27 protein-coding genes are annotated in these 24,725 nt (G+C 67.6%); 13 read left to right on the forward strand and 14 right to left on the reverse strand.

The features are described 5' to 3' along the window. Window positions 1-3 precede the first annotated feature (3 nt). Entirely contained in the window at window positions 4-963 is a 960-nt protein-coding gene (locus ABD188_RS17190) for a GlxA family transcriptional regulator (protein WP_344065133.1), read from the reverse strand. Between the two features lie 227 nt (window positions 964-1,190). Between ABD188_RS17190 and ABD188_RS17195 the strand changes: the two genes are divergently transcribed. After that, a complete protein-coding gene (locus ABD188_RS17195; protein ID WP_344065136.1) occupies window positions 1,191-2,765 on the forward strand; it encodes a molybdopterin-dependent oxidoreductase in 1,575 nt (524 codons plus the stop codon). Between the two features lie 2 nt (window positions 2,766-2,767). Here ABD188_RS17195 and ABD188_RS17200 read toward each other — a convergent pair whose 3' ends face one another. Next, window positions 2,768-4,534: a glycoside hydrolase family 13 protein gene (locus tag ABD188_RS17200; RefSeq protein WP_344065139.1), complete on the reverse strand. Its 1,767-nt coding sequence runs from the start codon at window positions 4,532-4,534 to the stop codon at window positions 2,768-2,770. Window positions 4,535-4,552: 18 nt separating this feature from the next. Further along, window positions 4,553-6,067: a hypothetical protein gene (locus ABD188_RS17205; RefSeq protein ID WP_344065142.1), complete on the reverse strand. Its 1,515-nt coding sequence runs from the start codon at window positions 6,065-6,067 to the stop codon at window positions 4,553-4,555. A 151-nt stretch (window positions 6,068-6,218) separates the two neighbouring features. Between ABD188_RS17205 and ABD188_RS17210 the strand changes: the two genes are divergently transcribed. Further along, a complete protein-coding gene (locus ABD188_RS17210; RefSeq protein WP_344065145.1) occupies window positions 6,219-6,434 on the forward strand; it encodes an Rv0909 family putative TA system antitoxin in 216 nt (71 codons plus the stop codon). Between the two features lie 51 nt (window positions 6,435-6,485). On the opposite strand, the gene ABD188_RS17215 is transcribed toward ABD188_RS17210, so the two are convergent. Then, the gene (locus tag ABD188_RS17215; RefSeq protein ID WP_344065148.1) at window positions 6,486-6,977 is read right to left on the reverse strand and encodes a bifunctional nuclease family protein; all 492 of its coding nucleotides are present in this window, start codon (window positions 6,975-6,977) and stop codon (window positions 6,486-6,488) included. 109 nt (window positions 6,978-7,086) lie between these two features. Here ABD188_RS17215 and ABD188_RS17220 point away from each other — a divergent pair, with 109 nt between their 5' ends. Together ABD188_RS17220 and ABD188_RS17225 are read left to right on the forward strand one after the other, a co-directional pair. Beyond that, entirely contained in the window at window positions 7,087-7,374 is a 288-nt protein-coding gene (locus ABD188_RS17220; protein ID WP_344065151.1) for a DUF6412 domain-containing protein, read from the forward strand. Between the two features lie 105 nt (window positions 7,375-7,479). Further along, window positions 7,480-8,241: a YidC/Oxa1 family membrane protein insertase gene (locus tag ABD188_RS17225; protein ID WP_344065152.1), complete on the forward strand. Its 762-nt coding sequence runs from the start codon at window positions 7,480-7,482 to the stop codon at window positions 8,239-8,241. Here the strand turns inward: ABD188_RS17225 and ABD188_RS17230 are convergent. Beyond that, the gene (locus ABD188_RS17230; RefSeq protein ID WP_344065154.1) at window positions 8,186-8,794 is read right to left on the reverse strand and encodes a GNAT family N-acetyltransferase; all 609 of its coding nucleotides are present in this window, start codon (window positions 8,792-8,794) and stop codon (window positions 8,186-8,188) included. The genes ABD188_RS17225 and ABD188_RS17230 overlap by 56 nt on opposite strands. Beyond that, entirely contained in the window at window positions 8,727-9,248 is a 522-nt protein-coding gene (locus ABD188_RS17235; protein WP_344065157.1) for a glycine cleavage system transcriptional repressor, read from the reverse strand. Before ABD188_RS17235 ends, ABD188_RS17230 begins: the two co-directional genes overlap by 68 nt. Window positions 9,249-9,332: 84 nt before the next feature. Between ABD188_RS17235 and ABD188_RS17240 the strand changes: the two genes are divergently transcribed. Further along, window positions 9,333-10,364, forward strand: coding sequence for an LLM class flavin-dependent oxidoreductase (locus ABD188_RS17240; protein ID WP_344065160.1), 1,032 nt, complete (start codon window positions 9,333-9,335; stop codon window positions 10,362-10,364). Between the two features lie 9 nt (window positions 10,365-10,373). Here the strand turns inward: ABD188_RS17240 and ABD188_RS17245 are convergent, their stop codons facing one another. Both ABD188_RS17245 and ABD188_RS17250 read right to left on the reverse strand, forming a co-directional pair. After that, window positions 10,374-11,576 (reverse strand): NAD(P)/FAD-dependent oxidoreductase, encoded by a 1,203-nt coding sequence (locus ABD188_RS17245; RefSeq protein WP_344065163.1) that lies wholly within the window; start codon window positions 11,574-11,576, stop codon window positions 10,374-10,376. Between the two features lie 124 nt (window positions 11,577-11,700). Next, window positions 11,701-12,651, reverse strand: a complete 951-nt coding sequence (locus ABD188_RS17250) for an aldo/keto reductase (RefSeq protein ID WP_344067198.1) — start codon at window positions 12,649-12,651, stop codon at window positions 11,701-11,703. Window positions 12,652-12,868: 217 nt separating this feature from the next. Here ABD188_RS17250 and ABD188_RS17255 point away from each other — a divergent pair, with 217 nt between their 5' ends. Then, window positions 12,869-14,167, forward strand: a complete 1,299-nt coding sequence (locus ABD188_RS17255) for an SGNH/GDSL hydrolase family protein (protein ID WP_344065166.1) — start codon at window positions 12,869-12,871, stop codon at window positions 14,165-14,167. On the opposite strand, the gene ABD188_RS17260 is transcribed toward ABD188_RS17255, so the two are convergent. Further along, window positions 14,130-15,035 carry a hypothetical protein gene (locus ABD188_RS17260; RefSeq protein WP_344065169.1) on the reverse strand — a complete coding sequence of 302 codons (906 nt, stop codon included), beginning with the start codon at window positions 15,033-15,035 and terminating at the stop codon, window positions 14,130-14,132. The genes ABD188_RS17255 and ABD188_RS17260 overlap by 38 nt on opposite strands. A 256-nt stretch (window positions 15,036-15,291) precedes the next feature. Between ABD188_RS17260 and ABD188_RS17265 the strand changes: the two genes are divergently transcribed. After that, a complete protein-coding gene (locus ABD188_RS17265) occupies window positions 15,292-16,242 on the forward strand; it encodes a hypothetical protein (RefSeq protein ID WP_344065172.1) in 951 nt (316 codons plus the stop codon). 119 nt (window positions 16,243-16,361) lie between these two features. Here the strand turns inward: ABD188_RS17265 and ABD188_RS17270 are convergent, their stop codons facing one another. Next, window positions 16,362-16,787 carry a hypothetical protein gene (locus tag ABD188_RS17270; protein WP_344065175.1) on the reverse strand — a complete coding sequence of 142 codons (426 nt, stop codon included), beginning with the start codon at window positions 16,785-16,787 and terminating at the stop codon, window positions 16,362-16,364. 93 nt (window positions 16,788-16,880) lie between these two features. Here ABD188_RS17270 and ABD188_RS17275 point away from each other — a divergent pair, with 93 nt between their 5' ends. Both ABD188_RS17275 and ABD188_RS17280 read left to right on the forward strand, forming a co-directional pair. Next, the gene (locus ABD188_RS17275) at window positions 16,881-17,132 is read left to right on the forward strand and encodes a hypothetical protein (RefSeq protein WP_344065178.1); all 252 of its coding nucleotides are present in this window, start codon (window positions 16,881-16,883) and stop codon (window positions 17,130-17,132) included. Further along, window positions 17,129-17,605: an SRPBCC family protein gene (locus ABD188_RS17280; protein ID WP_344065181.1), complete on the forward strand. Its 477-nt coding sequence runs from the start codon at window positions 17,129-17,131 to the stop codon at window positions 17,603-17,605. Before ABD188_RS17275 ends, ABD188_RS17280 begins: the two co-directional genes overlap by 4 nt. A gap of 20 nt (window positions 17,606-17,625) precedes the next feature. Here ABD188_RS17280 and ABD188_RS17285 read toward each other — a convergent pair whose 3' ends face one another. Next, on the reverse strand, window positions 17,626-17,871 hold the full coding sequence (locus tag ABD188_RS17285; RefSeq protein ID WP_344065184.1) for a hypothetical protein: 246 nt from the start codon (window positions 17,869-17,871) through the stop codon (window positions 17,626-17,628). A gap of 312 nt (window positions 17,872-18,183) precedes the next feature. Here ABD188_RS17285 and ABD188_RS17290 point away from each other — a divergent pair, with 312 nt between their 5' ends. Further along, on the forward strand, window positions 18,184-19,188 hold the full coding sequence (locus tag ABD188_RS17290) for an aggregation-promoting factor C-terminal-like domain-containing protein (protein WP_344065187.1): 1,005 nt from the start codon (window positions 18,184-18,186) through the stop codon (window positions 19,186-19,188). Window positions 19,189-19,265: 77 nt separating this feature from the next. Here the strand turns inward: ABD188_RS17290 and ABD188_RS17295 are convergent, their stop codons facing one another. After that, a complete protein-coding gene (locus tag ABD188_RS17295) occupies window positions 19,266-19,994 on the reverse strand; it encodes an NUDIX hydrolase (RefSeq protein ID WP_344065190.1) in 729 nt (242 codons plus the stop codon). A 112-nt stretch (window positions 19,995-20,106) separates the two neighbouring features. Between ABD188_RS17295 and ABD188_RS17300 the strand changes: the two genes are divergently transcribed. After that, window positions 20,107-21,717, forward strand: a complete 1,611-nt coding sequence (locus ABD188_RS17300; protein ID WP_344065193.1) for an IS1096 element passenger TnpR family protein — start codon at window positions 20,107-20,109, stop codon at window positions 21,715-21,717. Between the two features lie 111 nt (window positions 21,718-21,828). Here the strand turns inward: ABD188_RS17300 and ABD188_RS17305 are convergent, their stop codons facing one another. After that, complete coding sequence (locus ABD188_RS17305; RefSeq protein ID WP_344065196.1) at window positions 21,829-22,428, reverse strand: M15 family metallopeptidase; 600 nt, start codon at window positions 22,426-22,428, stop codon at window positions 21,829-21,831. An 87-nt stretch (window positions 22,429-22,515) separates the two neighbouring features. Here ABD188_RS17305 and ABD188_RS17310 point away from each other — a divergent pair, with 87 nt between their 5' ends. Together ABD188_RS17310 and ABD188_RS17315 are read left to right on the forward strand one after the other, a co-directional pair. Continuing rightward, complete coding sequence (locus tag ABD188_RS17310; RefSeq protein ID WP_344065199.1) at window positions 22,516-23,175, forward strand: response regulator transcription factor; 660 nt, start codon at window positions 22,516-22,518, stop codon at window positions 23,173-23,175. Then, entirely contained in the window at window positions 23,172-24,269 is a 1,098-nt protein-coding gene (locus ABD188_RS17315) for a sensor histidine kinase (RefSeq protein ID WP_344065202.1), read from the forward strand. Before ABD188_RS17310 ends, ABD188_RS17315 begins: the two co-directional genes overlap by 4 nt. Here ABD188_RS17315 and ABD188_RS17320 read toward each other — a convergent pair. After that, a complete protein-coding gene (locus tag ABD188_RS17320; RefSeq protein WP_344065205.1) occupies window positions 24,242-24,706 on the reverse strand; it encodes a VanZ family protein in 465 nt (154 codons plus the stop codon). The two genes, ABD188_RS17315 and ABD188_RS17320, sit on opposite strands and share 28 nt — an antisense overlap. Window positions 24,707-24,725 lie beyond the last annotated feature (19 nt).

The following is a 24,725-nucleotide window of genomic DNA, read 5'->3' on the forward strand; positions in this document are numbered from 1 at the left end:
GCGTCACACGGGCCCGAAGTGGTGCCGGTGGTCGCCGGGCGTCGTGTTGAGGCGTCGCCGGAAGGCGCGGTTCATCGTCTCCGGAGTGCCGAAACCGCACGCCCGCGCGATCTCCTCCATCCCCAGGAGTGTGGTCTCGAGAAGGCGGCACGCCGCCTCCATCCGCACCGCCTCCACATGTTCCGCAGGTGTGATTCCGACCTCCGACTTGAACACGCGGCTGAACTGCCGATCGGACAAATGGGTGCGCACGGCCATCGCCGGAATCGACAGGTCAGCTGTGAGGTTGTCGGGGATCCAGTCGAGCAAGTCGCGGATGGGCTCGTCATTCGCCGACTGGGCGGCAAGCACTGCGGAGAACTGCGCCTGTCCGCCAGAGCGGCGAAGGTAGACGACGAGGCGGCGGGCGACGGTCGCGGCCGCCTTTCGTCCGTAGTCGTCGGCGACCAGCGCGAGCGCAAGGTCGATTCCTGCCGTCACGCCGGCCGAGGTCCAGATGTTGCCATCCTGCACATAGATGGCGTCAGGCTCGACCGAGATCCCCGGGTAGTTACGTTCGAGATCCGCGCACTCCGCCCAGTGGGTGGTTGCGCGCCGACCGTCGAGAAGTCCCGCAGCGGCGAGAAGGAACGCGCCCGAGCAGACGGACGTGACTCGACGCGATTGGGCTGCGAGCCGTTGGATGTTGTCGATCAGCTTGATGTCTGCGGCCGCTTGATCCATGTCTCTTCCGCCGGAGACCACGAGTGTGTCGATCGGCCCGATCACCTGCTCGATCGGTTCTGTTCCGAACGCGAGTCCGCTCGTCGAGAGGACCGACCCGCCGTCCGTGCTGACCAACTCCGTTGCGTACCGGGGTATTCGCAGGAAGCGTGACGCGGTGGAGAAGACCTCGAGCGGGCCGGTGATGTCGAGGATCTGGGCGGAGGGGAATCCGACGATCACGATGCGCGGTTCGCTCACGGTTCTTCCTCGGTGGCCGAGATCGTCAGGAGAGTCCTCGGTCGGTCAGCGAAGGAATCCTAGCGTGAAGTCACCTCCCAGACACGGCCGGTCGGGGCGCCTCTCCACCGACGACGACAAGGAGTCCGTGACCACAACGTCTCGCCGCAGCCTCGCCGCGTCCGATCCGTTGGCGCGTCGACTCCGAAGTAACTCACGTACACCGACTCGGCCGTAAGGAGATCCACGTGAGCGAACGTACGGGCGGGTTGAGGTTCCTCGTGTGGAGCGCTCTCGCGGGCGTGATCAGCGGAGCCGTGTTCCTCGCGACGGCCGAGCTTGCAGCCCTCCTGGTCGCACGGAGTGCGAGTCCGATCCTCGCGGTCGGATCGTTCGTCATCGACATCGTTCCGCAGCCCTTCAAGGAGTTCGCGATCGCCACCTTCGGCGAGTACGACAAGATCGCACTCCTGGCCGGGCTCGGACTCGCGGTGGTGATCGCTTCCGCAATCGCCGGCGTGCTGGAGTTCGTGCGACCACCGCTCGGCGTCGTCGCGCTCGGGATCGCCGGTGCCCTGTCGATCGGCGCGATCGTCACGCGGGCCAGCGTGACGCCGCTCTCGTTCCTGCCCCCCGTGCTGGGCACGGTGGCGGGATCCGTCGTGCTCGTCCTGCTGTGCCGACGTCTCAGGGGTTGGCGCGCGTCGACGGGTGGTCGAGAACGAGCAGGCACCACGTCACCCGCTTCGAACGGCATGGACCGCCGCCGCTTCTTCGCCCTGGCGGGGATCGCAGGCGCGTCCGCGATCATCGTCGGCGTGACGGCGCGAGCGGTCAGCGTGGCGACGTCATCCGTGGATGCGATCCGCCGCGCCCTGCGCCTGCCGGCACCCCGCACGACGGTGACCGTGCCCGACGGCGCCGAGCTCGACATCCCGGGCCTCAGCTCGCTGTTCACAGCCAACGAGGACTTCTACCGCGTCGACACCGCGCTCACGGTGCCTGCCATCGATCCCGCGTCGTGGCGGCTCGTGATCGACGGCATGGTCGACAAGCGCGTCGAGCTCAGCTTCGACGACTTGCTCGCCATGGGGCTGGACGAGTACGCGATCACCCTCACGTGCGTCTCGAACGAGGTCGGGGGCGAGCTCGTCGGCAACGCGATGTGGTCGGGAGTGCCGATCCGCGACATCCTGGAACTGGCCGGTCCGCAGGCGGGCGCCGACATGGTGCTGTCTCGCAGCATCGACGGCTACACCGCGAGCACGCCGCTGTCTGCACTGACGGATGACGGGCTGGATGCGATCCTCGCTGTCTCGATGAACGGCGAGCCCCTCCCCCTCGAACACGGCTTCCCGGTGCGCATGGTCGTGCCCGGACTGTACGGCTACGTCTCGGCGACCAAGTGGCTCACCGAGCTCAAGGTCACGACATTCGCACAGGATGAGGCGTACTGGACTCCCCGCGGGTACAGCGCTGAGGCTCCGATCAAGTTCTCGTCACGCGTGGACACGCCGAAGCTCGGCAAGCCGGTCAGCGCGGGCCGCATCCCGATCGCGGGTGTCGCGTGGGCGCAGTCCGTGGGGATCGAGCGGGTGGAGGTGAAGATCGACGACGGCGAGTGGGTGCCCGCGACGCTCTCCACCCCGATCAACAGCGACACGTGGGTGCAGTGGTTCATGGAGTGGGATGCCACGCCCGGCACCCACTACGTGGGCGTTCGCGCCGTCAACAAGAACGGCGACCTGCAGATCGAGGAGCGCTCACCCATCGCGCCGAACGGGTCGTCCGGCTGGCAGCGCTCGCTGATCTCCGTGACGTGACCCTAGGCGCCCGTGACCCGGTAGACCACGGCTTCCCAGGGGCGCAGACTCACCGTGTCGGAGTCTGATGAAGGCGCGTCGGGATAGTTCCCGATGACGAGCGCATCGGAGGTCGCCGTGAACGACACGGGAACCGTGCGAGGATCGCCGGTGAAGTTGGCGAAGACGGCAAGCGAGCGGCCGTCGAGGCTGCGGGTGAACGCGTACACATGCGGGTCATCCGCGAGGATCAACTCGAAGTCGCCGTGCCGCACCACATCGTCGTCGTGACGGAGCGCGATGAGCCGACGGTAATGGTGGAAGACGGATGCCGCATCCCGCCGTTCTGCGTCGGCGTTCACCGTCTCGTGGTTGGGGTTGATCGAGAGCCACGGCTTGCCCGTGGTGAATCCGGCGCCGGGTGTGGCATCCCACTGCACCGGGGTTCTGGCGTTGTCCCGACTGCCGAATGTCAGTCCATCCAGGATCTGCTCGTCGGTGAGGTGACCGAGCCGGCCCGCTTCGTCGGCGAAGCGCAGCGATTCGATATCGCGATAGTCGGCGAGTGCGGCGAAATGGGCGTTCGTCATGCCGAGCTCTTCGCCCTGGTAGACGTAGGGGGTTCCGCGATGGAGGTGCAGCACGGTGGCGAGCATTGTCGCGGACTCGCGCCGATACAACCCGTCGTCACCGAAGCGCGAAACGATGCGCGGCTGATCGTGGTTCTCCCAGTACAGCGCGTTCCATCCCGCCGCCTGAAGACCCGTCTGCCATCGACTGAGGGTGGCCTTCAGATCGAGCAGGTCGAGCGGACGCCGGTCGAAGCGACCGCCCGGTCCATGGTCGAGCCCCATGTGCTCGAACGTGAAGATCATGTCCAGTTCATGCCGGGCGGGGTCGGTGAACAGCTTGCCGTCGTGGACGGTGGCGCCCGGCGTCTCGCCGACCAGCAGCAGGGTGTCGCGGCGTCCATCGAACACCTCGCGGTGCATCTCCTGGAGGAACTCGTGCAGGCGCGGACCGTTCACGCTGTGCGGGAACAGGTCGCCGTACCGTCCATCCGCGACCGGTCCGTCTTCGAGGGAGCCGTCTGCCGCCACCACCTTGGAGATCAGGTTGATGACGTCCATACGGAATCCGTCGATCCCGCGGTCGATCCACCACCGCATCATCGCGTAGACCGCCTCGCGGACCTCCGGGTTCTCCCAGTTGAGGTCGGGCTGCTTACGGCTGAACAGGTGCAGGTAGTACTGGTCCGTCGCCTCGTCGTACTCCCACGTCGGACCGGAGAAGAACGACCCCCAGTTCGTCGGCTCAGCTCCCGGAGCTCCGCCATCGAACCCGGGTCGTGCGGAGCGCCACCAGTACCAGTCGCGCTTCGGGTTGTCCTTCGACCCGCGCGACTCGACGAACCACGGATGCTCGTCGCTCGTGTGATTGACGACGAGATCCATGACCACGCGCATGCCGCGTGCGTGCAGGGCGGCCACGACCTCGTCGAGGTCCGCCAGCGACCCGAAGATCGGGTCGACATCCTGATAGTCGCTGATGTCGTAGCCGTTGTCGTCTTGCGGGCTGCGGTACACCGGGGAGAACCAGACGACGTCCACGCCGAGTTCGACGAGGTGATCGATCCGCTGGAGCACGCCGCGAAGGTCGCCGATGCCGTCGCCGTCGGAGTCCTGGAAAGAGCGCGGATAGATCTGGTAGACGACCGCGCTGGTCCACCACGGCGCGGCAGGACGCGGGTCGGCGGACGAGGAGTCGTTCGTGCTGTCTCGCGAGTTCACGCGATCGACGCTACCGGCTCAGGCAGGAGCCGGGTTCTCGTCGATGCGACCGATGAGCTCGTGGAGGTCGTCGAAGCCGTCGATCATCGCCAGCACCGCGCCTCGATAGGTGCTGACCGCAGCGCGCAGTCCGTCGCTGCCCGCGGCATCCAAGGCATCGGCGAGCCTCGTCACGAGGTCCCGACGGGTGACCCCGTCGATCTCGTGCGGGATCTGATGCTCGGGGCGGCGCGCGTTCTCGGCGAAATGGGCGAGCCACGCCGGACCCTTGCCTTTGTGCCAGGCGACGGTGACCGGGCGATGGTAGTTGACCAGGCCGACCGCTTCTTCGCGGTGCGCTTCGAATGCGGCGTACAGCTGAGCGCTGCCTGGACTGCCCTGCGCCCGCTGCCGAAGCTGCATGCTGCGATCCTCTTCGCCCGCCGCAGTCGCCGCACGGCCTTTCGCGATCTGTCCGGCCGGCGAGACCGGAGGATTCGCCGTGCTGATCGGCGTGGCTTTGAGCCTGTCCATCACCGGATGGATGTGGGAGGCGAACCCCTTGTGGGCTTCCGCCCCCTTTCCCCTGCCGAACACGAGCCCCACCAGCATGTTCTGGGCATTCATGAGTGCGGAGCCGGAGTCGCCTTCAGCGACGAACTGATTGATCCCGTCGCAGTCGGGCTGAGTGGGATCGATCTCGATGACCCGCTCGGCGGTGGTCAGTACGGCGGCGATGTCGACGATCCTGCCGACAGTCTTGCCGGTCCTGCGACCCACCTTGAACACCGCGTAGTCCCCCGCGTCCAGATCGGCCTGAGCGACTCGGGCGACGCCCTCGATCCTGTTGTTGCCACCGATGTCGAGCTGTCTGATCTCGTCCTTGTACGACACCCCGCAGTTGGACTTGCACCAACTGGAGACCGAGATGTTGAGCAGCGCAGTGGATGCATCGACGTAGTAGTTCTGAGCGGCCTCACCCGGGTAGGCGAAGGAGTGGTTGCCCTCGACCCCGGCGTCGTGGATCTCGGCGACCCCGCGTCTGGACTCAGGGCTGAGATCCAGCACGACGGCGCCTGCCTGCTCGATGTACCTGGGCTGATAGATCGCGTTGCCCTCGGATGCGCCGTTGGCCATCAGAACGTGGCGATTGGAGACGAGGACCACATTCTTCGGCCCCGCGACGCCGTTGAGCGTCGCGAAGAACCCGAGCGTGCCCGAGCCGTACATGTTGGCGGCGCCCTGCCTGAAGTTCGTGACGCTGATGCCGCCGATGAGCGGATGGTGCTGCGTCATGTCTTCGCAGTGCAGTGGCTCGAACTCGCGGACCACCAGCACGTCGACCGGCACGCCCTCGAACTCGCGCGGCAGCACCTCGCCGGCCGGCACCTCCGCCTCGGGCTTCTTCTCGCGGACATAGACGCGAAACGCACGTGCCTCGGTGGTGAGGCCACCGACTTCCTTGAGTCCGTATCCGACGCCCACCACGCCGGGGATGCTCCCGAGCTGTGCCTCGGCGCGGGCATGCAACTCCGCCAGCTGCTCTTGATCCATGGTCAACGCTCCTCAGGATCCGGACTCCGCGGTCCACCAAGATGGCTCGATTCGAGGGTAGACCCGGCTCGCCGAGCCCAACAGGGGTGTCGGGCATGGACACTGATCCCTACGATGGACGGACCAGCTGGCCACACGGATGGAGTGCACGATGGGCATCGACGACCTCGTCAACAAGGGCAAGGATTTCCTCGACCAGAACAAGGACAAGATCGACGAAGCGATCCACAGCGAGCAGGCGGAGGGCATCAGCGACAGCGCGCTGGACGCTGGTGCGGAATTCGTGAAGAAGCTCGCGCCGGATGAGCACGACGACAAGGTCGACGGAGTCCGCGACACCATCGACAAGAGCATCGGCAACGAATAACCGCAGCGGGTCCGGGCGCTGAGTCCGGGTGCTGAGTCGCAGAACCTGCCCTCAGCCTTCGAAGTCCTCGGGGCTCGCCTCGTCGAGGAACCGCTTGAACTCATCCATCCGCTCGGCGGCATCGGTCTCGGTGAGCACGTCCGGCACGCCGGCATCCTCCATCACCGCCGACGCGACCCAGATGCCGGCCCCGACGCGAGACGCGAGGGCCACGGCATCCGATGGGCGCGCATCGATGACGCGCTCGCCGAGCGGTGTCGACAGCGTGATCTCCGCGTAGAACGTGCCTTCCTCGATACGGCTGACCTCGATGCGCACCACCGAGGCGCCGAGGGTCTCGAGGATCTCGCGCATGAGATCATGCGCGAGCGGTCGAGGCACGGGCGCCTGCTCGACCGCGACGAGGATCGACGTGGCCTCGAGCTGACCGATCCAGATCGGCAGCACCATGCCCTCGCCGGGGATCTCATCGATGGGCTTCAAGAGAATGACGTGCTGACCCGACGCGTCGAGCGCGACACCCGCCACACGGACTTGAACCATCGGCCTCTCCCTCCGGATCGCGCGTGCTCCTGCCATCGTAGGCACGCAGCACGCGGCGGGACAGGCACCGGTGTAGCGTGAGTGCCCCGGAGTGGGAAAGGAGCTGGACGTGTTCGATTCGCTGACCTCCGCGCTGCAGCTTCTGCTCGCGACACTCGGCCTCATCGCGACATCCGACCCCGGCTCGATCGGCGCCCTCGGCGTCACGCTCGCCCTCGTGTCGGCCGCCGTTCTGCTGACCTCGCTGCTGACGCTGACTCTTCCGGATGCCGGGCGCTCTTCACCCGCGCATCCCGCGCGTGCGATGGACATCTCCTCCCCGCTCTCGCAGAGCGACCCGGATGCGTCTGGTCATCCGCGCCCTCGGGCACCCGGCCTCGCGGCCTCGGTCGCGTAAGTCCGAAGCCTCGGACGCCGCACGCCCCACGGGCGTGAGCGGCGTGCTCGCGGCATCCCTTCGCGGCCGATCAGCCCCTGATCGCTCCGAAGAACGGATACCACTGTGGACCTGTACGCCTTCCCTCCTATCGCCGCCATCCTCGACCTCGCCTACACGGGCCTCATGAGCCTTGTCTCGCTGCTGCAACCACTCGTCGGGGTGTCCGCCGCAGCCGCGGCGGTCGTCCTCGTCAGTCTGATCGTCCGCGCCGCGCTCATTCCGGCGGGCATCGCCCAGGCACGGGCAGAACAGACCCGGGCGCGCCTCGCCCCGAAGCTGCGCGAGCTGCAGAAGCGCCATCGCAAAGACCCCGAGCGCCTGCAGCGCGAGACGATGCAGCTGTATCGCGACGAGAACGCCTCGCCGTTCGCCGGCTGCCTGCCGATCCTCGTCCAGGCGCCGATCGTGGGCGTGCTGTACGCGGTCTTCCTCCACGCGCTGATCGACGGCCACCCGAACGAGCTCCTCACCGGAACGCTGCTCAGTGTGCCGCTCGGCTCGAGTCTTGCGGGCGCACTCGCAGCCGCGTCCCCGGACGCCGGGACGCTGCTCGTGTTCGGCGCGCTCGTGCTGCTCATCGCGACCGTCGGCGAGGCGACGCGGCGACTGTTCCGCCCCACCACGGCATCCGAGGATTCGGCGCTGCGGCGTGCGCCCGTCGGGCTGCTCGGCCTGCTGCAGTTCGCAACCGCGGTCGTCGCGATCTTCGTTCCGCTCGCCGCGGGCCTCTACCTGCTCGTCAGCGTCGCGTGGACGCTCGGGCAGCGCATCATCCTGCGCCGCGTGTACCCGCCGCCGGCGGTTCCGGATGCTGCTCCGCGGTGATGTCGTCGCGGATCAGTTCGTAGCGGCGGCACGACACGGTCACGGTGCCACCGTCGATGGGCGCTTCGTAGTCGAGGTGGCCCGCGTCGCGCCATCCTTCGCGCTCATAGAAATGACGCGCCCGGGCGTTGCCGGTGACGACTGCGAGCCAGGGGTGCCCGTTGCCCGATTCGATCAATCGGCGCGCTCCGAAGCTGAGCAGGGCCCCCGCGACGCCTGTGCCTCGAGCCGAGGCATCCACCATCAGCTGATCGACCTCGTCGTGTGTGAGGGTGACGAATCCGACGATGAGACCGTCGATCTCCGCGACGGATGTGCGGTCGAGCATCGCCGAGGTGCGGGTGCGGAAAGACGCCGAGCCCCGGTGCACCAGCAGCTCATCCGGGATGTTGCCGACGTGGCCATCACGCCATGCCGCCTCCCAGACCTCCGCGATGCGCGGCGCGTCGTCGGCTGTCGCGGGCGGATCCGCATCGTCTGAGCGCTCACTCGAGCAGCGCGACGTCGACCTGCAGTTCGGCGGCGAGCTGCTCGAGCGCTGACGTGAGGCCATCGATGTCGACGGAAGACGGCACGCTCGCCGCGATCGTCGCCTCGAACAGTCGCCCGCCGGCCATCGCGGCATCGCGGGTCGCGGTCGTCATCCGCTCGATGCTCACGCCGTGTCGGCTCAGGGTGGACGACACCTCGTGGACGATGCCCGGGTGATCGTTGCCGAGCACCTGGAAGGCGAACTGTCGGGCAGGTGCGGCATCGATGGCATCGGTGGTGGTGACGCCGGCCGGCACGGCCACGGTCACGAGACCCTCGACCGCCGACAGCGCGTCGCGTAGAGCGTCGGCGCGGTCGGGCGCGACCGTGACCTCGATGATCCCCGCGAACGCTCCGGCGAGTTCGGCGAGCTGGCTGTTCTCCCAGTTGCCGCCGTGCCCGCCGATGACCTCGGCCACGGCGGCCACGAGGCCCGCTCGATCATCTCCTACCACGGTGAGCACGAGGGTTGTCATACCCTCAGCGTACCCAGCGCGGTTCGACCCCGACCGGATTTCATTCACCGGAATGGATGCCGGACGGCTACGGTTGCTCTCGTCATGCAGCGCTTCGGAACCCTCTCGTTCGGACACTACGGCCCCCTCGGCGGTGGCCGGCAGCTCACGGCTGCGGACTCGATGCTGGAGGCGATCGATCTCGCCCAGGGCATGGACGACCTCGGCGTCGACGGCACGTACTTCCGGGTGCATCACTTCGCCCGCCAGCAGTCCTCGCCCATGCCGTTGCTCGCTGCGATCGCAGCGCGCACCGAGCGGATCGAGGTCGGCACCGGCGTCATCGACATGCGCTATGAGAACCCGCTGTATCTCGCGGAAGAGGCGGCATCCGTCGACCTCATCAGCGGCGGACGGCTGGCACTCGGTGTGAGCCGCGGGTCACCCGAGACGGTCGTGCGCGGCTACGAGACGTTCGGGTACACCGGATCGCAGGATCCGCGCGGCGCCGACATCGCCCGGGAGCACTTCGACCTCTTCCTGAAGGCGGTCGAGGGCGAAGGGCTCGCCGCCCGCGACGGTGCATCCGCGTTCGGCGCCGGCGCCACCGGGATGCAGCGCATCGAGCCGCACTCCCCCGGGCTGCGGTCCCGCATCTGGTGGGGCGCCGGCAATCGCGACTCCGCGGAGTGGGCAGGTCGCGTCGGCGTGAATCTGATGTCGTCCACGCTGCTCACCGAAGACCGCGGCCTGCCGTTCGACGAGCTGCAGGCGCAGCAGATCGACGCGTTCCGTGCCGCGTGGCGCGAAGCCGGGCACGCGGGCGACCCGCGAGTGTCGGTCAGCCGCTCGATCTTTCCGCTCGTCACCGCCGAAGATCACATGTACTTCGGAGGCCGGCAGGACGGTGACCAGATCGGGGTCATCGACGGCATGCGATCGACGTTCGGCAAGACCTACGCGGCAGCGCCTGACGTGCTCGTCGAGCAGCTGCTGGATGACGCCGCCATCCGCTTGGCAGACACGCTCATGCTGACGATCCCCAGCCAGCTCGGCGTGGAGTTCAACCTGCGGGTGATCGAGTCGTTCGCGACGCTCGTCGCGCCCAGCCTCGGGTGGGTGGGCACGCGAGGCTGAGCCCTCGGGCTACGCACGACCGGTCAGAATCAGGTTCCAGTACACCCAGGGCAGGACGTGCCGGTCGAAGATCCACGACACCGGGCTCTCACGGTACATGGTCTTCCAGAACGGGATCGTGGGCTTGAGGTCGCCGCGGTCGTCGAACTCGGCCCATACGACCGTCGAGCGTGACACGGTGAAGGGGCACACCGCATAGCCGTCGTAGCGCGATGACGGCTGGTCGCCGCGCAGGACCGCGACCAGGTTCTTGGCGACCACGAGTGTCTGCTTGCGCAGCGCGCCGCCGCATTTCGAGTTCGTCGTCGCCGCGGCATCCCCGAGCGTCCACACGTTCGGGAAACGCGGGTGCCGAAGTGTCTCGGGGTCGACCTCGACGTAGCCGCCATCGTCGCCGGGCGACGGCAGGGCAGACCGCTTGACCCAGTCCGGCGCGGATTGCGGCGGAACGGCATTCAGCACGTCGTAGCGAAGCCGCTCGGTGCCCTCGGGTCCGCCGATGACGACCTCTCCGGCTAACGAATCCACTTCGAGCAGCTCGCTGCGCGGCCGCAGCTCGATTCCATACTTCGCGATGTTCCGGTCGAGCTCACGGTCGATCGCGGGCAGCCCGAACACGGTCCCGGTAGGTACCACCATGATCACCCGGATGTCGTCGAGCACCCCCGTCGCGCGCCAGTAGTCGCATGCCTGGTACATCGGCTTCTGCGCCGCACCCTCGCACGAGCCCGGGCCGGAAGGCTGCGTGAACACGACCGTCCCGCTTCTCACATCTCGCAGCAGCGGCGAAGCCTTCGCGGCCAGGGCGTACTCGTAATGGGATGCCGCACTCGGCGTCTTCAGCGCCTCGGCGAGTCCGGGCACACTTTCCCAGTCGTGCTGGACGCCAGGGCAGACGATCACGTGCCCATATGACACGATCGCACCGCTCTCGAGCGCCACGGTGTTCGTGTCGGGATCGATCGAAGCCACGGCATCCTGGATCCACTTCACGCCTTTGGGAGTCACATCGCGCTGCGGCCTGACGGTCATACCGGCACGTGCAGTGCCGCCGGCGACGTGGGAGAACAGCGGCTTGTACAGGTGCTGCTCGCGGGGCTCGACGAGCGCGATGCCCTCGACTCCCATGCGGCGCAGCCGCGCGGCTACGGAGACACCGCCGTTGCCGCCGCCGATGACGAGCACTTGATGATGAGCGGATGTCTCGGGCATGGCGAACCGTCCTTGTCAGAGGTGGGTTCGGCAAACGTACGTCGCGGCCACCGGGACTGGAGGGGCTTGCGGAGGATGCCTGGCGGCAGTAGGCGTGTCGGTGCTCGTCTTACGGACAGGTCGGTCAGACGGCGGCGGGGCTCCATTGCGAAACCCGGTTCAGTTCGCCCAGCTCGTCCCCGGTCAGCTCGATCCGGGCACCCTGGAGGAGGTCGGCAACCTGGTCGACACGCGACGCACTCGCTATCGGTGCGACGACAGCGCGCTGCTGGCGCAGCCACGCGAGCGCTGTCGCGGTGATCGACGCGTCATGAGACCTTCCGATCCCCTCCAGCGCATCGATGATCTCCAGACCCTGGGATGTCGCATACTTCGATGCTCCACCGGCGCGCGGTGACGAGTGACCGGCGGCGTCGATCGAACGATACTTGCCGGTGAGGAATCCGCTCGCGAGTGCGTAGTACGGGATGAGACTCAGCCCGAACTCCTCCGCGACGGGCACGATCTCCTGCTCCGCGTCACGATGGACGAGGTTGTAGTGGGGCTGGATGGCGACCGGCAGATCGCTGCCGGCCGCCTGGGCGAGACCGACCCAGTCCCGGATGCGCGCCGCGCTGTAGTTCGACACGGCGATGTACCGTACGAGTCCATCGGTCACGAGGTCGCCGAATGCCGCGACAGTCTCGTCGAGGGAAACACTCGCATCATCGAAATGCGCGTAGTACAGATCGAGCGTCTCGACGCCGAGGCGCTCGAGCGACGCCTCCGCGGCGGCCCGGACGTTCTTCGCCGACAGGCCCTTGAACTCGGGGTGCTGGCTGACTTTCGTCGCGATGACAACACCCTCCGGGCGGCGGGAGGCGAGCCACTCGCCGATGATCCGCTCGCTGTCGCCCCCTGAATTGCCGGGCACCCACGCACTGTAGGAGTCGGCCGTGTCGACGAAGTCGCCGCCGCCGGCGTGGAATGCGTCGAGGATGGCAAACGACGCGTCGCGGTCGGCTGTCCAACCGAAGACGTTGCCGCCGAGGGCCAGGGGGAGGACGTCGAGTGAGCTGTTTCCGATACGGGTCATTCCACCGGCAACAGCCAGCACGCGGAGATATTCCGCAGAGCCAGACGCATCGCGCAGAGTAGACGGTAGAACAGGACGTCGATGCCAGAGGAGTCCGACAAGACAGACGAGATTCTTAGTCGGATCCCACCGCAGAACCGGTTCACCAGTTCGGTACGGTAAGGGGACCCAGGGTCCCAGCGTCGCGATGCTTCGCCACCACGAAGGATGGACGCCAATGACCGGTAATCGTCGTGCCCTGCCCTATCTCGTAGCCGTCGCTCTCACGCTCGGCCTCGTGGCTCCACCCAGCGTCGCGACCGCAGCGACCACGAGTGCGAGCGCCGCTCCCGCGCTGATCGCCCCGAAGGTGATGGCCGCACTCGGTGACTCGGTCTCACGTGCGAGCGTTGCGGACGGGACGAGTGGCGACAATCTTCTCAACAGCTGGTCCTCGGGAACGTCCGCGTCCGTCGTGTCCCACCGGGCGCGCATCATCGCAGCCACGGGGTCGAACCCCACCGCCTACAACCTCGCGCAAGGCGGGACGGAGACATCCGATCTGATCGACCAGGCGGCAGCTGCCGTCGCGCGCAAGGCCGACTACGTGACGGTGCTGTCCGGAGGCAACAACATCTGTCACTCGGAGACCCTCGCCGATCTGCCGACGGTCAAGCAAGTTCGCGCGGACTTCGACAAGACTTTGGCCATCCTCAATGACGGACTGCCATCCGCCGCGATCTTCGTCGCATCGATCCCCAGCCTGATGCGCCTGTACGAGACGGCCAGTGACAATCCGCTTGCACGTCTCACCTGGGCGGTCGTGGGCGCATGTCCGATCATGCTCGCCGACCCGACAGACCGGTCCGCGGCGGCCCAGTCGCGTCGAGCAGCGGTCGAGGACCGAGTCGAGGACCTGAACGCGGCGATCGGCGCCGCATGTGCTGCGGCCGAGAACTGCACGGGCGACGACGACGCCGTTCACGACTTGGACATCACGATGGCCGACATCTCGACGCGGGATTACTTCCACCCCTCGGTCTCGGGCCAGGCGATGATCGCCGCGGCGACGTGGGCGAAGGTCATCGCGAAGAACGCTCTCGCGGCTCCGGCGCCGGCCCCGGCCCCGGCCCCGGAAGCGGATCCGGTCATCAATCGGGTCGACAACACATCCCCGTACATCGACTGGACCGGCACCTGGGCAACCGCTTCCAACCCGGCCGACCTCGGTGGAAGCGTCAGCTTCATCAAATCGATGTCGTCGAGCTATTCACTGCAATTCACCGGCATCGGGATCAGCATCGAGTCGCGAACAACCCCGTCGGCGGGCATCAGCGAAGTGCGAATCGACGGTCAACTCGTCGGCCGGGTCGACGGCTACTCCGAGACGAGGGCCTACCGGCAGCTGGTCTTCGTGAGCGCACGACTGGCAGACGGGGTGCACACGATCACGGTCACCCCGACTATGGAACGGGCGGTGCCATCGACCGGGTACAACCTCATCCTCGATGCACTTCTCGTGGAGAAGTCGGGCTGACCCGCGGCCGCGGCTTCGCGATCCCGAGGGCTTCGGGATCCACCGCATCCCAGAACTGGATCGATTGCAGGACCCAGAACGCGAGGAACAGGACCAGCGCGAGGACCTCGCCGATGAACACCCCGTAGACGTGCCCGAACCTGAGACTCCCGAATACGGGGAGCGCGACGACATCGAGCGCGAGGGCGATCGCGATCGTCCCGTACGCGATCGTCAGCCATCGCGTCGGCTTGCGCGAGCGAGTCGGGAAGAAGCCGTTGATGACGGCAACGGCGGCGATGATACCGAAGAAGCAGATGGCGACGACGTAGTGCGCCCACTGCAGGAATGCCGCTCGCCATAACCACCAGCCAAGGCCCACGACGACCAGCACAGCGACCCCGATCGCGAGGGAGAGCGTTCCACCGGCCCGCTCCACTTCGCCGGTGAGGATCAGCACAGCGGTGAGGATCAGGATCATGAATCCGATGATCAGATAGGTCTGAATGCCCACGTCGACGTCGGCGGCGTACCCGGCTGGAACACAGGCGCCGTAACAGGATGCCTCGATCCCTGCGATCGAGCCGGGCGAGATCACCGTCGGCACGATCGCGATCAGCGGCGCGAGCAGGGCGGCGACATCCAGAAGCGCGCGCTCCGCACCTCGTCCGGACAGAGCGAAGAAGCAGACCGAGGCTGCGATCAGTGCACCGACGAACAGAGACCGCGCCGGCGTGTAGTAGTAGTGGCTGATCGAGGGGAGGACGCCGACGAGCGGGATCGTGACGGCGATCGCGACCAAGATGACGACGACGGTCGAAGCGATGGCGATCCTCAGATATCGGTAGCTCCGCTGCAGCGACGTCGTTCGAGCCCGGTCCAACGTCATAGGGGCCACCCTTGCCGACCTTCGGAGCGCCGTCAAACCGCCGATGGCACGAACTCCCGGAGCAGGAGGTGCACCTTGACGGGATCACGCGCCTGCGGGAGATGAGATCAGGCTGACGTATGAGCGGGTGCGTGGCTGAGCGTGGTGGAGGTTCGCGTCGCCGATCCAGCGCTGGGCACCGGCGTGAGTATGCTGGCCCGACGCGACGGCGTCGCGACTCTCGATCCCCTAGGAGTCGATGCTGAATGAGCATCCGGTGAGTGATACCCGCAGACCCGGCGTGGTGGCCCCCGCCGTGGTGACCGAGACCCTGCCGCTGTGGGCGTGCGGCCTTCTCGGTGTGGCGGCGGCACTGGTGGGCTTGCTGCCCTGGCTGGCGACGGGGATGCGGCTGCCGATCCAGAACCTCTGGGCAGTCGAGACCTCGCCGGAGGCGATGCCGTTCGTGCTGCTGCCGTTCAGCCAGTACTCGCTGAGCCACGTGTTCGGACTGATCGTGACAGGATCGGCCGCCGCGGGGATCGTCGCTCGTGCCGCGAGGCCCCGATTGCCGCGGGGCGGGTTCGCGCTCCAGTTCGCGGGCGTGCTCGTGGTGCAGATCGCGGCGACGGTGCAGACAGCCGTGGTCGTGCGCTCCGGGCTGCAGGAACGACCCGAGTCCACGCTCTACCTCGCGGTGCTCGTCACGCTGTGCATCCTGTCGATCCTGGTCGGCGCGGGCGCGCTGGCCCTCATCGCTCGTGCTCCGCGGGCCGGAGCACTCATCGGCCTCACGATCGGTGCGATCGCCGTCAGCGAGTGGATCGGCGTCACGCTCCGGCCCCTGACGATGATGTCTGTCGAGTGGGCTTACAACGTGGTCGGGCTCTTCCAGTGGGTGACACCCGTGCTCGTGGGGATCGCCATCGCCTGGGCCGGCATCAACACGATCGGCAAGATCGTTGGGGCGCTCGCGAGTCTCGTTCTGATCTGGGTCGCGCCCGCTCTGATGACCGGGGTCGGAAGTGCCGCCGGCAGTTACGTGCTCGCACACGACCCGCCGGCCATGATCGAGTACGGGCTCCAGGTCTTCCAGATGGCCCTGTTCATACCCGAGCTCGCGCTTCGTCCGATCATCGCGGCGGTCGTGGTCGCGACGATCGGTTTTGTGGTGCGGTGGGTGCTGGGGCGACGCCAGCGGTCAGAGGAGCAGCACACGGGAGGCTGATGGAACACGCCTCCTCTTTGCCGCGCCCACTCAGCGCGACGCCGAGCGCCCTTCAAGCATCGGAGGCGACGTGATGACAGTCCCCGATTCGCTCGTCGACCTTGCCTCAGAAGGGTGCGTCACCGTCTGCGGTGGTTCGGAAGGTAGGGATGGATCGTTCGGGGTGGACGACGTAGCGTCTGCCGGTGGGTGAGCTCCAGCACGGCCGGGTACCGGTGCACCACCGCCTCCGCCAACCCCAACAGCTCCCCGGCAGCATGCTCGGTGACCCGCAACGCACACGCCAACTCCAACCGGATCGACCGGGCGACCACCTCCGTCAACCCCGAACCGTGACGTTCCGCATCCACCAACGCCTCCCGCCGCATCCGATCCACTCGCACCAGCCGCTCCGCCGCGAACGTCGCCATCACATCCGCGACCTCCACCACCAACCCCACCGCATCCGGCGGCGGCGACGCCGACGCATCCTCCCAGTCGAAGAAATCCGACTCGCAACGGGGCCCATCATCCGGTTCAGGGGGTGGTTCATCAGCGAACGCCATACCCAAACACTAGAACATACCTACGACACTCCGACGATCCGCGGCGGCACCAGCAAAGACTGGCGCCAGATCGCCACCTGTTACATTGTTACCATGGTAGCGATCGAGCGAACACAGACCGGGGTACGAATCGAGACGCGGATGCTCAAGGTCATGAAGGGTCTCGCCGAGTACCTCGACATGTCGCTCGGCGACCTGATCGAGGGGATCGTGCTCCACGCATTCGAAGGCCGGCTTCCGTTCGGCGATGAGACGTCCGAGAAGATCCGGCAGTTGAAATCGGTCTACGGTCTCGAACTCACCGCAGACGACTCCCACCGTCTCGACGAGAACGACGAGCCGTGACTACGACACTCCGCCGTGAGCGCGTCATCCTCACCGAATCGTTCGACCTCCCGCTTGCCCGACGCGCGGCATTCCGTCTGTTCACCGCGCGAGGGGAGCGCCTATGGGTGGCCGGATGGTCGCCGGAGTTCTTCGCGGATATCGCTGACGACCTCGCGATCGGCACCGTGTTCCGCACGTATGACGATTCCGGCCGCGCGACCACCTGGGTCGTCGTCGACTGCGAACTCGGCCATCGGCTCAGGTATGCCCGGGTGGTCGACGAGGTCAACGCGGGAACCGTCGAGGTGACGCTGGAGGACATCGAGAACGGATGCCGCATCGCGGTCACGTACGATCTCACGTCGACCGATCCCGATTCCGATGCAGCGCTGAGACTGTTCGCCGATGGGTACGGCCCCTTCATCCGGACGTGGGCTGAGATGATCCAGATCCACCTGGATGCCGGAGGCCCACTCCCCGACTCGATCTAGCGTGTGAGGCGGCCTCCGACTCACTGCAGGTTGTCAGCGATCTGGTCCTGCGTCTCGCCGTGACTCTTGATGGTGTTCGCCATGGCGTCCCGCGCTTTGCCCTCGCGGTCCATCGCATTCTGGAGACGCAGCGAGTCCACCTCGGACTGGTGGCGGAGCGCATCGCCCCGGCCATCCAGCGGATCGTGCCGGCCGTCGAGCGCGTCTCGCGCAGCGGCGATCTCGTCCGCGCCGCCGGGCTCTTCGGTTCCGTCGCGGTGGGTCATGCCGTGAACCTACTCCTCCCGCATCCGCTCGTCCCAGGAGTCCGCGACACACTGTCCGCAGAAATCCGAAACTCGGCCCGGGCATCCCCGATCACGAGAAGACAATGGTCCGTGAGGACCGGTGATTCAGCGCCGCAAAGGGCCAAAACCCTGCGCCGCACAGACGCCGATTCGCCGTCGAAACTGCAGCGCACCCAGGTAACGTTCAGATAACGCCCAGAAAAGACGGGCAGGATCTGGGTTTTGTGTCCGCTTATGCGGTCGCCATGCGTCGATCCGACGGCGCGGACTACCGATACGGAACCCGATTACATGCGCTCGAAGACATCCAGCCCCTCTGTCCGCCGCACCCGCCGAATGGTCGAACGCCGCGCTCGACGCCGTCCCGCCGTCATCGTCGCGGGTCTTGCCGTCGGACTCATCACCGCGGTGGGTTTCGCCGGCGTGGCGCCCGTGTCGTATGCCCAGGCAGACGGCGTATCGGCGAGCTTCGCCCTCGCTTCGTACACGACAACCGCTCAGCCTGACGCCGCGGTCGCCAAGACCGAGACCGACACCGCCTCTTCTAGCGCGCGCGAGGCGGTCGCCGACGCCGATGCCGCGGTCGCTGCAGCCCGAACCGTTGCCGCTGATATCAAAGCCTCAGGGTTGGACGTCGGCGTCGCCGACACGACCATCGATACCGTCGCCCTCGAAGAGACCGCGGATCGCCTCGAACTGGGCATCGACCACATGCCCGAGCCCCTGCTTCCCTGGGTCACCGACCAGGTGACGACCCTGGTCTCGTCCGTCAACAAGCGGGTCGCCGGACTCCGCGGCGGCCTCGACGCGGCGGTCGCCCTCAAGGCGCAGCAGGAAGCAGAAGCGAAGGCCCAACAGGAAGCCGAAGCCGCCGCAGCCGCCGAGCGTGAAGCAGCCGAGCGTGAAGCAGCCGAAGCACAGCCGGCGGCGCCCGTGGCAGCAGCCATGCCGACCGCGGCGATCCCTGCGGGTGGCGGCGGCGGCGACAATAGCCCGGCCGGTGCACAGGCCTCCGCGTATGCGATGTTCCCCGGCTACGGCTGGGGTGACGACCAGTTCGGATGCATCGTCGCGCTGTGGAACAGGGAGTCAGGCTGGAACTACCAGGCCTACAACAGCTCGAGCGGTGCCTTCGGCATCCCGCAGGCGCTTCCCGGCAGCAAGATGGCGAGCGCAGGCGCGGACTGGCAGTCGAACGCCGCCACCCAGGTCGCCTGGGGTCTCGGCTACGTCGCCGGCCGATACGGCTCCCCCTGCGGCGCATGGTCGCACTCCGAGTCGTACGGCTGGTACTGATCCCGGACCGCCTGTCGCGGGGCTCCCGCCGTCGGCGCTGCGGGCCACCTGACGCTCTTTAGGCAGTTCCGCTCGAGTCAGTCCGACTCGGGCAGGACGAGCGGCAGTTCGCGGGCGGCATCCCACGGCTCGGTCCAGCCGAGTCTGTCGAAGAGTCCGTCGAGCAGCAGCCCGGTGAAGCCCCACACGAGATGCTCACCGGTGGCGTGAGCGACGAGAAACCCGGGCCCACGCCACTCCTGCCCGTCGCGGCGGATCACCGTGGACCCGCGGTTCGCGGGGTTGAGCAAGTCGCCGACGGGCGCTCGGAACACGTCGGCGGACTCGGCTGTGTCGACGACGCGAACGGGTGACGGATGCCGCCACCACGCGAGCACTGGCGTGACGACATGCTGCGAATACGCCAGTGGGATGCTGTCGAGCGTGCCGAGGACCTCGACACCCTCGGGGTCGAGCCCGGTCTCCTCCTCGGCCTCCCTGAGCGCGGCCGCCACGGGACCGTCGTCCTCGGGGTCGACGCGTCCGCCTGGGAATGCGACCTGGCCGGGGTGCGACCGTAGCGTCGACGCTCGTGCCAGCAGCAGCACGTCGAGGTCCCGCGACACCGCGTTCGCGTCAGCATCGTGACCGCTCTGCAACGAGTCGAGCACTCCGAACAGGATGAGGACAGCCGCCGGTCGGCAGTCCGCTGCCTCCGGAAGGTCGACAAGTGATGCGATTCCCTGCGCACCGCCGCCAGTGGCCGCAACCTCTGCGAGCGCGATGAGCTCGGCCCGCGCATTCCGGGCGGGCTGATCGGCAGGCATCCGATCAGGGTAGCCGATTCGGCATTCCTCCCCAGCCCGGGCTCCCGCTCGAGGTTCCACAGAGGTGCCTGCCGCCGATCGCACGAGGGCTGGCCGCCCATACCTTCAACGCATGCGCTCATCGACCCTTCGCCACCTCATCCGTCTCCGTCTCACCCTGGTCGGCCCGCTGCCCGAGATCTGGCGCGAAGTCGTCGTCGATCGAGATCTGTCACTCGCCCACCTTCGTGACGTCATCCAGGCCGTCTTCGAAGGGCAGGACTGCCGCCATCACCTGTTCACCGACGACCTCGACTCGCCGGTGTGGTCACGGACCCGCCGCCGCTGGGGAGACCGTTTGACCATGATCGACCTTCGGGATCCGACGGTCATCGACGAAGCATCGGCACGAATCGGCTCGGTGCTGCGCGAGTCACGGCCGCTGTACTACGGACACACGTGCGAAGACGGCTGGCTCGTCGAGGTCGAAGCGCATGAAGACATCCTCGAGGCGGCATCCACTCCCCCCGTACGGGTGACCGCAGGCGAGCGTCGGTCTCCGCTCCCGTGCTGCCGCGGACCGTTCGAGCACTCGGTTCTCGTCGGGGTGCTCGAAGACCCTGCTCATCCCGAGCGAGAAGCCCTTCGTGCCCAGGTCGAGCGCACGATCGGCCCGTGGTCGCATTTCGATCCGGAGGAATTCGACATCGTCGAGGTGCAGCGGAGGCTCGACATGCTCGATCCCGACGCACCCCGTCTTGGAGTCGGAGTGCAGCCGATCCGCACAGGGCCACTCGAGTGGCTCGTCGCACGACTGCCTCGTCCGGCACGGGCGGGTCTCGAGCGACAGCTCGCGACGAGCGGGCTCGACCTGCCTGCGGTCATCACGAACGACGAGGCACGAGCAGCCACCCGCGAGTTCGGCTGGGTCGTCTCTCGCGCGGCGGACGGGGGCATCCCCCTGATCGACGGCATCGTCGACCCTGAGGTGGTGCGCATCGGCAGCGCCGCGCTCGGCTGCGACGAGGAGCAGATGCTGCGGCTCATCGCCCTCGCCAAACGCGGACACCTGCTCTACGCGCGCGGCGGCAGGCTTCGGGCGAACAAGCGCTCTGCCGCGGCAGTCATGCAACCCAGCGAGCTGTGGTCGCTGCTGGCCCGAGAACTCGGGCGCACGGTCGCACCCGGAATGTCAGGTGATCTCTTCCTGCTGGCGATCGCCGATGGCAGTCTCGCCGATCCCGAGATCGGCATCAGGCGCTGCGCCGAGGCAGTCGCGCTGCTGCGTCAGGGACAGCGGCGCGAAAGCTGGGGGTATCACGGCTCGCGATCCGACGACTGCGAGCAAACGTGCGACTGTCCCAACGACGGAGCGGAGAACTGGCACGACGTCATCGCTCGGGTGATCCGCGACGCCGCGACCGACGGAGCAGGCGAAGAAGCCGTTCCGCTCGCGGCGCAGTTCGCGGGCCACGAGGCTCGCGACCTCGGTTTCGATCCCGATTGGTTCGAGCGCTCGGCTGCGCGACCCTACGCCCTCGCGATCCGGTCGGGGGGCGAACCACAGGTCGCTGAGAGCGAGATGCTCGCCGAACTCGATGACCTCATCCGACTGCTCTCGATGTTCGGCCTGGAACGAGGGGATGCCGGCACGTGGATCGTGCCGCCGACTCTGCAGGAGTTCGCACGCGAGAGTCTGCGCCGGCCGGGCGCCCATCGAGTGCCGGCCCACATCGACTTCTGACCCGGTCCGGTGCTACGCGACGGGGGCGCAGTTCGCACTGGGTGCCGGGCTGCTCACGAAGTAGCAGCCCGGGCGAAGGCGAACCGCGCCGAGGCCGCCGCTGACTGACCGTCAGGCCGCGGCATCCGTCCTCATCTCGGGGCACACGCCCCCGGGCGCTGTCGCACGCTCGAAGTGCCAGCGCTCGTTGGCGTAGGTCTGACAGATGCCGAAGCTCGCGCCGTTCTGGATCAGCCACAACTGGGCATCGACCGGCGCGATGTCGACGGCGTGGCCCGTGACGTGGCTCGAGCGCTCGGGGGTCGCGACGAATTGACGCGCGACCTGTTCGCTCTCGTACAGCTCGATCGCATCATCCAGAAGCCACTGCTGGTACTGGCTGCTGCGCCATCCGCTCGTCACCTGGAACGCAACGCCATCGACCGCGGCCGCCGCCTCTGCCTGCCGCATCGCGTCGCGCAGCGCGGCGTCGAGCCTGGCGACGGCGGGAACGTCGTCGTCGGCGAGCGTCACGACCGCACCCTCGGCGATGAGGCCGTCGTCGGCGGTGGGCGCGAACGGAGCGATCGCCGAGGCGAACGTCGCGTTGACCACCACGATGACGAATGCCGCCGACAGCGCGGCGACGCACACCGCGAGGGCGAGGACCGTCAGGCGCCGCGCGCGAGAGAGGGGTCGGACAAGAGTGCGGGAGGGAGCAGGATGCTGCATGCTCTCATCTCACGCGGGTGCGTGTTGTCGGGACGTAAGCGAAATCGCATACACCCGCGATATGCGGCCCGACCTAGGCTGGGACGCATGCGCGTGCTGATCGTCGAGGACGAGCTCTACCTCGCCGAGGCGATCCGTGACGGCTTCCGACTCGAGGCGATCGCGGCCGACATCGCACCGGACGGCGACTCCGCGCTCGAGCAGCTCGCCGTCAATCTCTACGATGTGGTCGTGCTCGACCGTGACATCCCCGGTCCGAACGGCGACGAGATCGCCCGGCATCTCGCTGGTGCGGCGGAAAGTCCCCGCGTGCTGATGCTCACGGCCGCCGACCGGCTCGATGACAAGGCGACGGGTTTCGAGAGCGGGGCCGACGACTACCTCACCAAGCCCTTCGCGCTGCGCGAGCTGGTTCTCCGCGTGCGGGCGCTGGGCCGGCGACCGGCGGCGGGGACGCCCCCGATCGTCGAGGTCTCCGGCATCCGCCTCGACCGCTTTCGTCGTGAAGTCTTCCGCGACGGACGCTATGTCGCTCTCACGCGCAAGCAGTTCGCGGTGCTCGATGTGCTCATGACGGCGGGCGGCGGAGTCGTCAGCGCCGAGGACCTGCTCGAGCGCGCGTGGGATGAGAACGCCGATCCGTTCACCAACGCCGTCCGCATCACGATCTCGACGCTGCGCAAACGCCTCGGCGAGCCGTGGGTCATCGAGACGGTTCCCGGCGTCGGGTACCGGATGAGCTCGTGAGCGCCGAGCCCGGGGGACGACCGCGCGGCCTGTCCGTCCGATGGAAGCTCACGCTGAGTTACGCGGGCTTCCTCGTCGTGGCCGGGATCGCGCTGTTCGTGGTCGGATTCCTGCTGCTGCGATTCGTGCCCGAAGGCAATCTGAGCGTGGATGGCGGCGGCTTCGCGCCGAACCGGACGAACCTGCTCGAGGTCTTCGTCCGGTACGCCTGGTGGGCGATGGGACTGCTCGTGCTGTTCGGCCTCGTCGGCGGGTGGCTGCTCGCCGGAGTCGTCCTGCGTCCGTTGGATCGGATCACGGATGCCGCGCGCCGCGCCCGCGACGGCCAGCTCGACCATCGCGTCGCCCTGCCCGGCCTCGGCGATGAGCTGACCGATCTCGCCGACACCTTCGACGCCATGCTCGACCGGGTGGTGCGCACGATCGACGAGGAACGCCGCTTCGCCGCCAACGCGTCCCACGAGCTGCGCACACCACACGCCATCATCCGCACGATGGTTGAGGTCGCTCAGGCCGACCCTGACGGGCGGGATGTCGACATCCTGCTCCAGCGGATCGGCACCACCAACGACCGGGCGATCGCCATGACCGAGGCCCTCCTGACGCTGGCTCGGGTCGGCCGCGGCGAGGCGCTCGAGGCGTCGCAGCTCGATCTGGCGGCGCTGGTCGGTGTCGCGGTCGACGAGCTCCGGCCGGATGCGGCGGCCCCCGGCATCCGTATGGACACGTCTCTCGAGCCGGCGTTGGTGAACGGGAACAGCATTCTGCTTGGCCGGCTCGCGACGAACCTCGTCAGCAACGGCATCGTGCACAACGTCCCCGGAGGATGGGTGCGTGTCACCGTGCGCTCCATCGCCGGCGCGACGGAACTCGTGGTCGAGAACAGCGGCGCGGTGATCGACCAGGCCGTCGCGGTCACGCTGACCGAGGCGTTCGTACGGGGATCAGGACGCGTGCGCAGCGCGGATGCGGACCACGGCGCTGGACTGGGACTCGCGATCGTCGCGTCGATCGTCCGAGCCCATGACGGCACGCTCCAGGTTGTCGCCCGTCACGACGGAGGGCTTCAGGTGCGGGTCACTCTGCCACGCTGATCGCCGCGTCGGCCCGCGGCGGCGACCAGTCGCGGGATGGCCACGACGATCACACCGATCGCACCGCCGAGGCTGTTCCACAGCACGTCCTCGAGGTCGGGCACCCGTCCGGGGATGGAGCCCTGCGCGTATTCCACCGCGACCGACAGCCCGACCCCGGCGAGAATCGCCACCGGCCAGGCTCTACGACTGAGCAGCAGAGCGATCGTCCCACCGAGCGGTACGAACAGGAGCGTGTTGAGAAGGCGTTCGGCATCGTCGTACGGAATCCAGACCAGCAGGGGCGCCGTGACAGCATCCATGATTCGCATGACCGCGCCGCGGGCAGGTGCGACCAGCGAGCGTGGCGCGAGCGTGAGGATCGTCACAGCGGCGGCCGCGATCGTCATCGCGAACACCCGGATGCCGCGGCGAGGCGCAGCGGTGATGCCGGTCATAGCGGTCCCTCCGCCGGCG

This window comes from Microbacterium pumilum (genome assembly GCF_039530225.1).
In the GTDB taxonomy this organism is placed as follows: Bacteria; Actinomycetota; Actinomycetes; order Actinomycetales; family Microbacteriaceae; genus Microbacterium; species Microbacterium pumilum.

Coding starts and splice junctions, on each gene's coding strand:
- ABD188_RS17245 (WP_344065163.1), bottom strand. CDS start 11,576: ATGCCCGAGACATCCGCTCATCATCAAGTGCTCGTCATCGGCGGCGGC.
- ABD188_RS17310 (WP_344065199.1), top strand. CDS start 22,516: ATGCGCGTGCTGATCGTCGAGGACGAGCTCTACCTCGCCGAGGCGATC.
- ABD188_RS17270 (WP_344065175.1), bottom strand. CDS start 16,787: ATGGCGTTCGCTGATGAACCACCCCCTGAACCGGATGATGGGCCCCGT.
- ABD188_RS17295 (WP_344065190.1), bottom strand. CDS start 19,994: ATGCCTGCCGATCAGCCCGCCCGGAATGCGCGGGCCGAGCTCATCGCG.
- ABD188_RS17235 (WP_344065157.1), bottom strand. CDS start 9,248: ATGACAACCCTCGTGCTCACCGTGGTAGGAGATGATCGAGCGGGCCTC.
- ABD188_RS17290 (WP_344065187.1), top strand. CDS start 18,184: ATGCGCTCGAAGACATCCAGCCCCTCTGTCCGCCGCACCCGCCGAATG.
- ABD188_RS17250 (WP_344067198.1), bottom strand. CDS start 12,651: ATGACCCGTATCGGAAACAGCTCACTCGACGTCCTCCCCCTGGCCCTC.
- ABD188_RS17210 (WP_344065145.1), top strand. CDS start 6,219: ATGGGCATCGACGACCTCGTCAACAAGGGCAAGGATTTCCTCGACCAG.
- ABD188_RS17300 (WP_344065193.1), top strand. CDS start 20,107: ATGCGCTCATCGACCCTTCGCCACCTCATCCGTCTCCGTCTCACCCTG.
- ABD188_RS17230 (WP_344065154.1), bottom strand. CDS start 8,794: ATGGCCTCACGTCAGCGCTCGAGCAGCTCGCCGCCGAACTGCAGGTCG.
- ABD188_RS17285 (WP_344065184.1), bottom strand. CDS start 17,871: ATGACCCACCGCGACGGAACCGAAGAGCCCGGCGGCGCGGACGAGATC.
- ABD188_RS17205 (WP_344065142.1), bottom strand. CDS start 6,067: ATGGATCAAGAGCAGCTGGCGGAGTTGCATGCCCGCGCCGAGGCACAG.
- ABD188_RS17215 (WP_344065148.1), bottom strand. CDS start 6,977: ATGGTTCAAGTCCGTGTGGCGGGTGTCGCGCTCGACGCGTCGGGTCAG.
- ABD188_RS17240 (WP_344065160.1), top strand. CDS start 9,333: ATGCAGCGCTTCGGAACCCTCTCGTTCGGACACTACGGCCCCCTCGGC.
- ABD188_RS17260 (WP_344065169.1), bottom strand. CDS start 15,035: ATGACGTTGGACCGGGCTCGAACGACGTCGCTGCAGCGGAGCTACCGA.
- ABD188_RS17305 (WP_344065196.1), bottom strand. CDS start 22,428: ATGCAGCATCCTGCTCCCTCCCGCACTCTTGTCCGACCCCTCTCTCGC.
- ABD188_RS17255 (WP_344065166.1), top strand. CDS start 12,869: ATGACCGGTAATCGTCGTGCCCTGCCCTATCTCGTAGCCGTCGCTCTC.
- ABD188_RS17320 (WP_344065205.1), bottom strand. CDS start 24,706: ATGACCGGCATCACCGCTGCGCCTCGCCGCGGCATCCGGGTGTTCGCG.
- ABD188_RS17275 (WP_344065178.1), top strand. CDS start 16,881: ATGGTAGCGATCGAGCGAACACAGACCGGGGTACGAATCGAGACGCGG.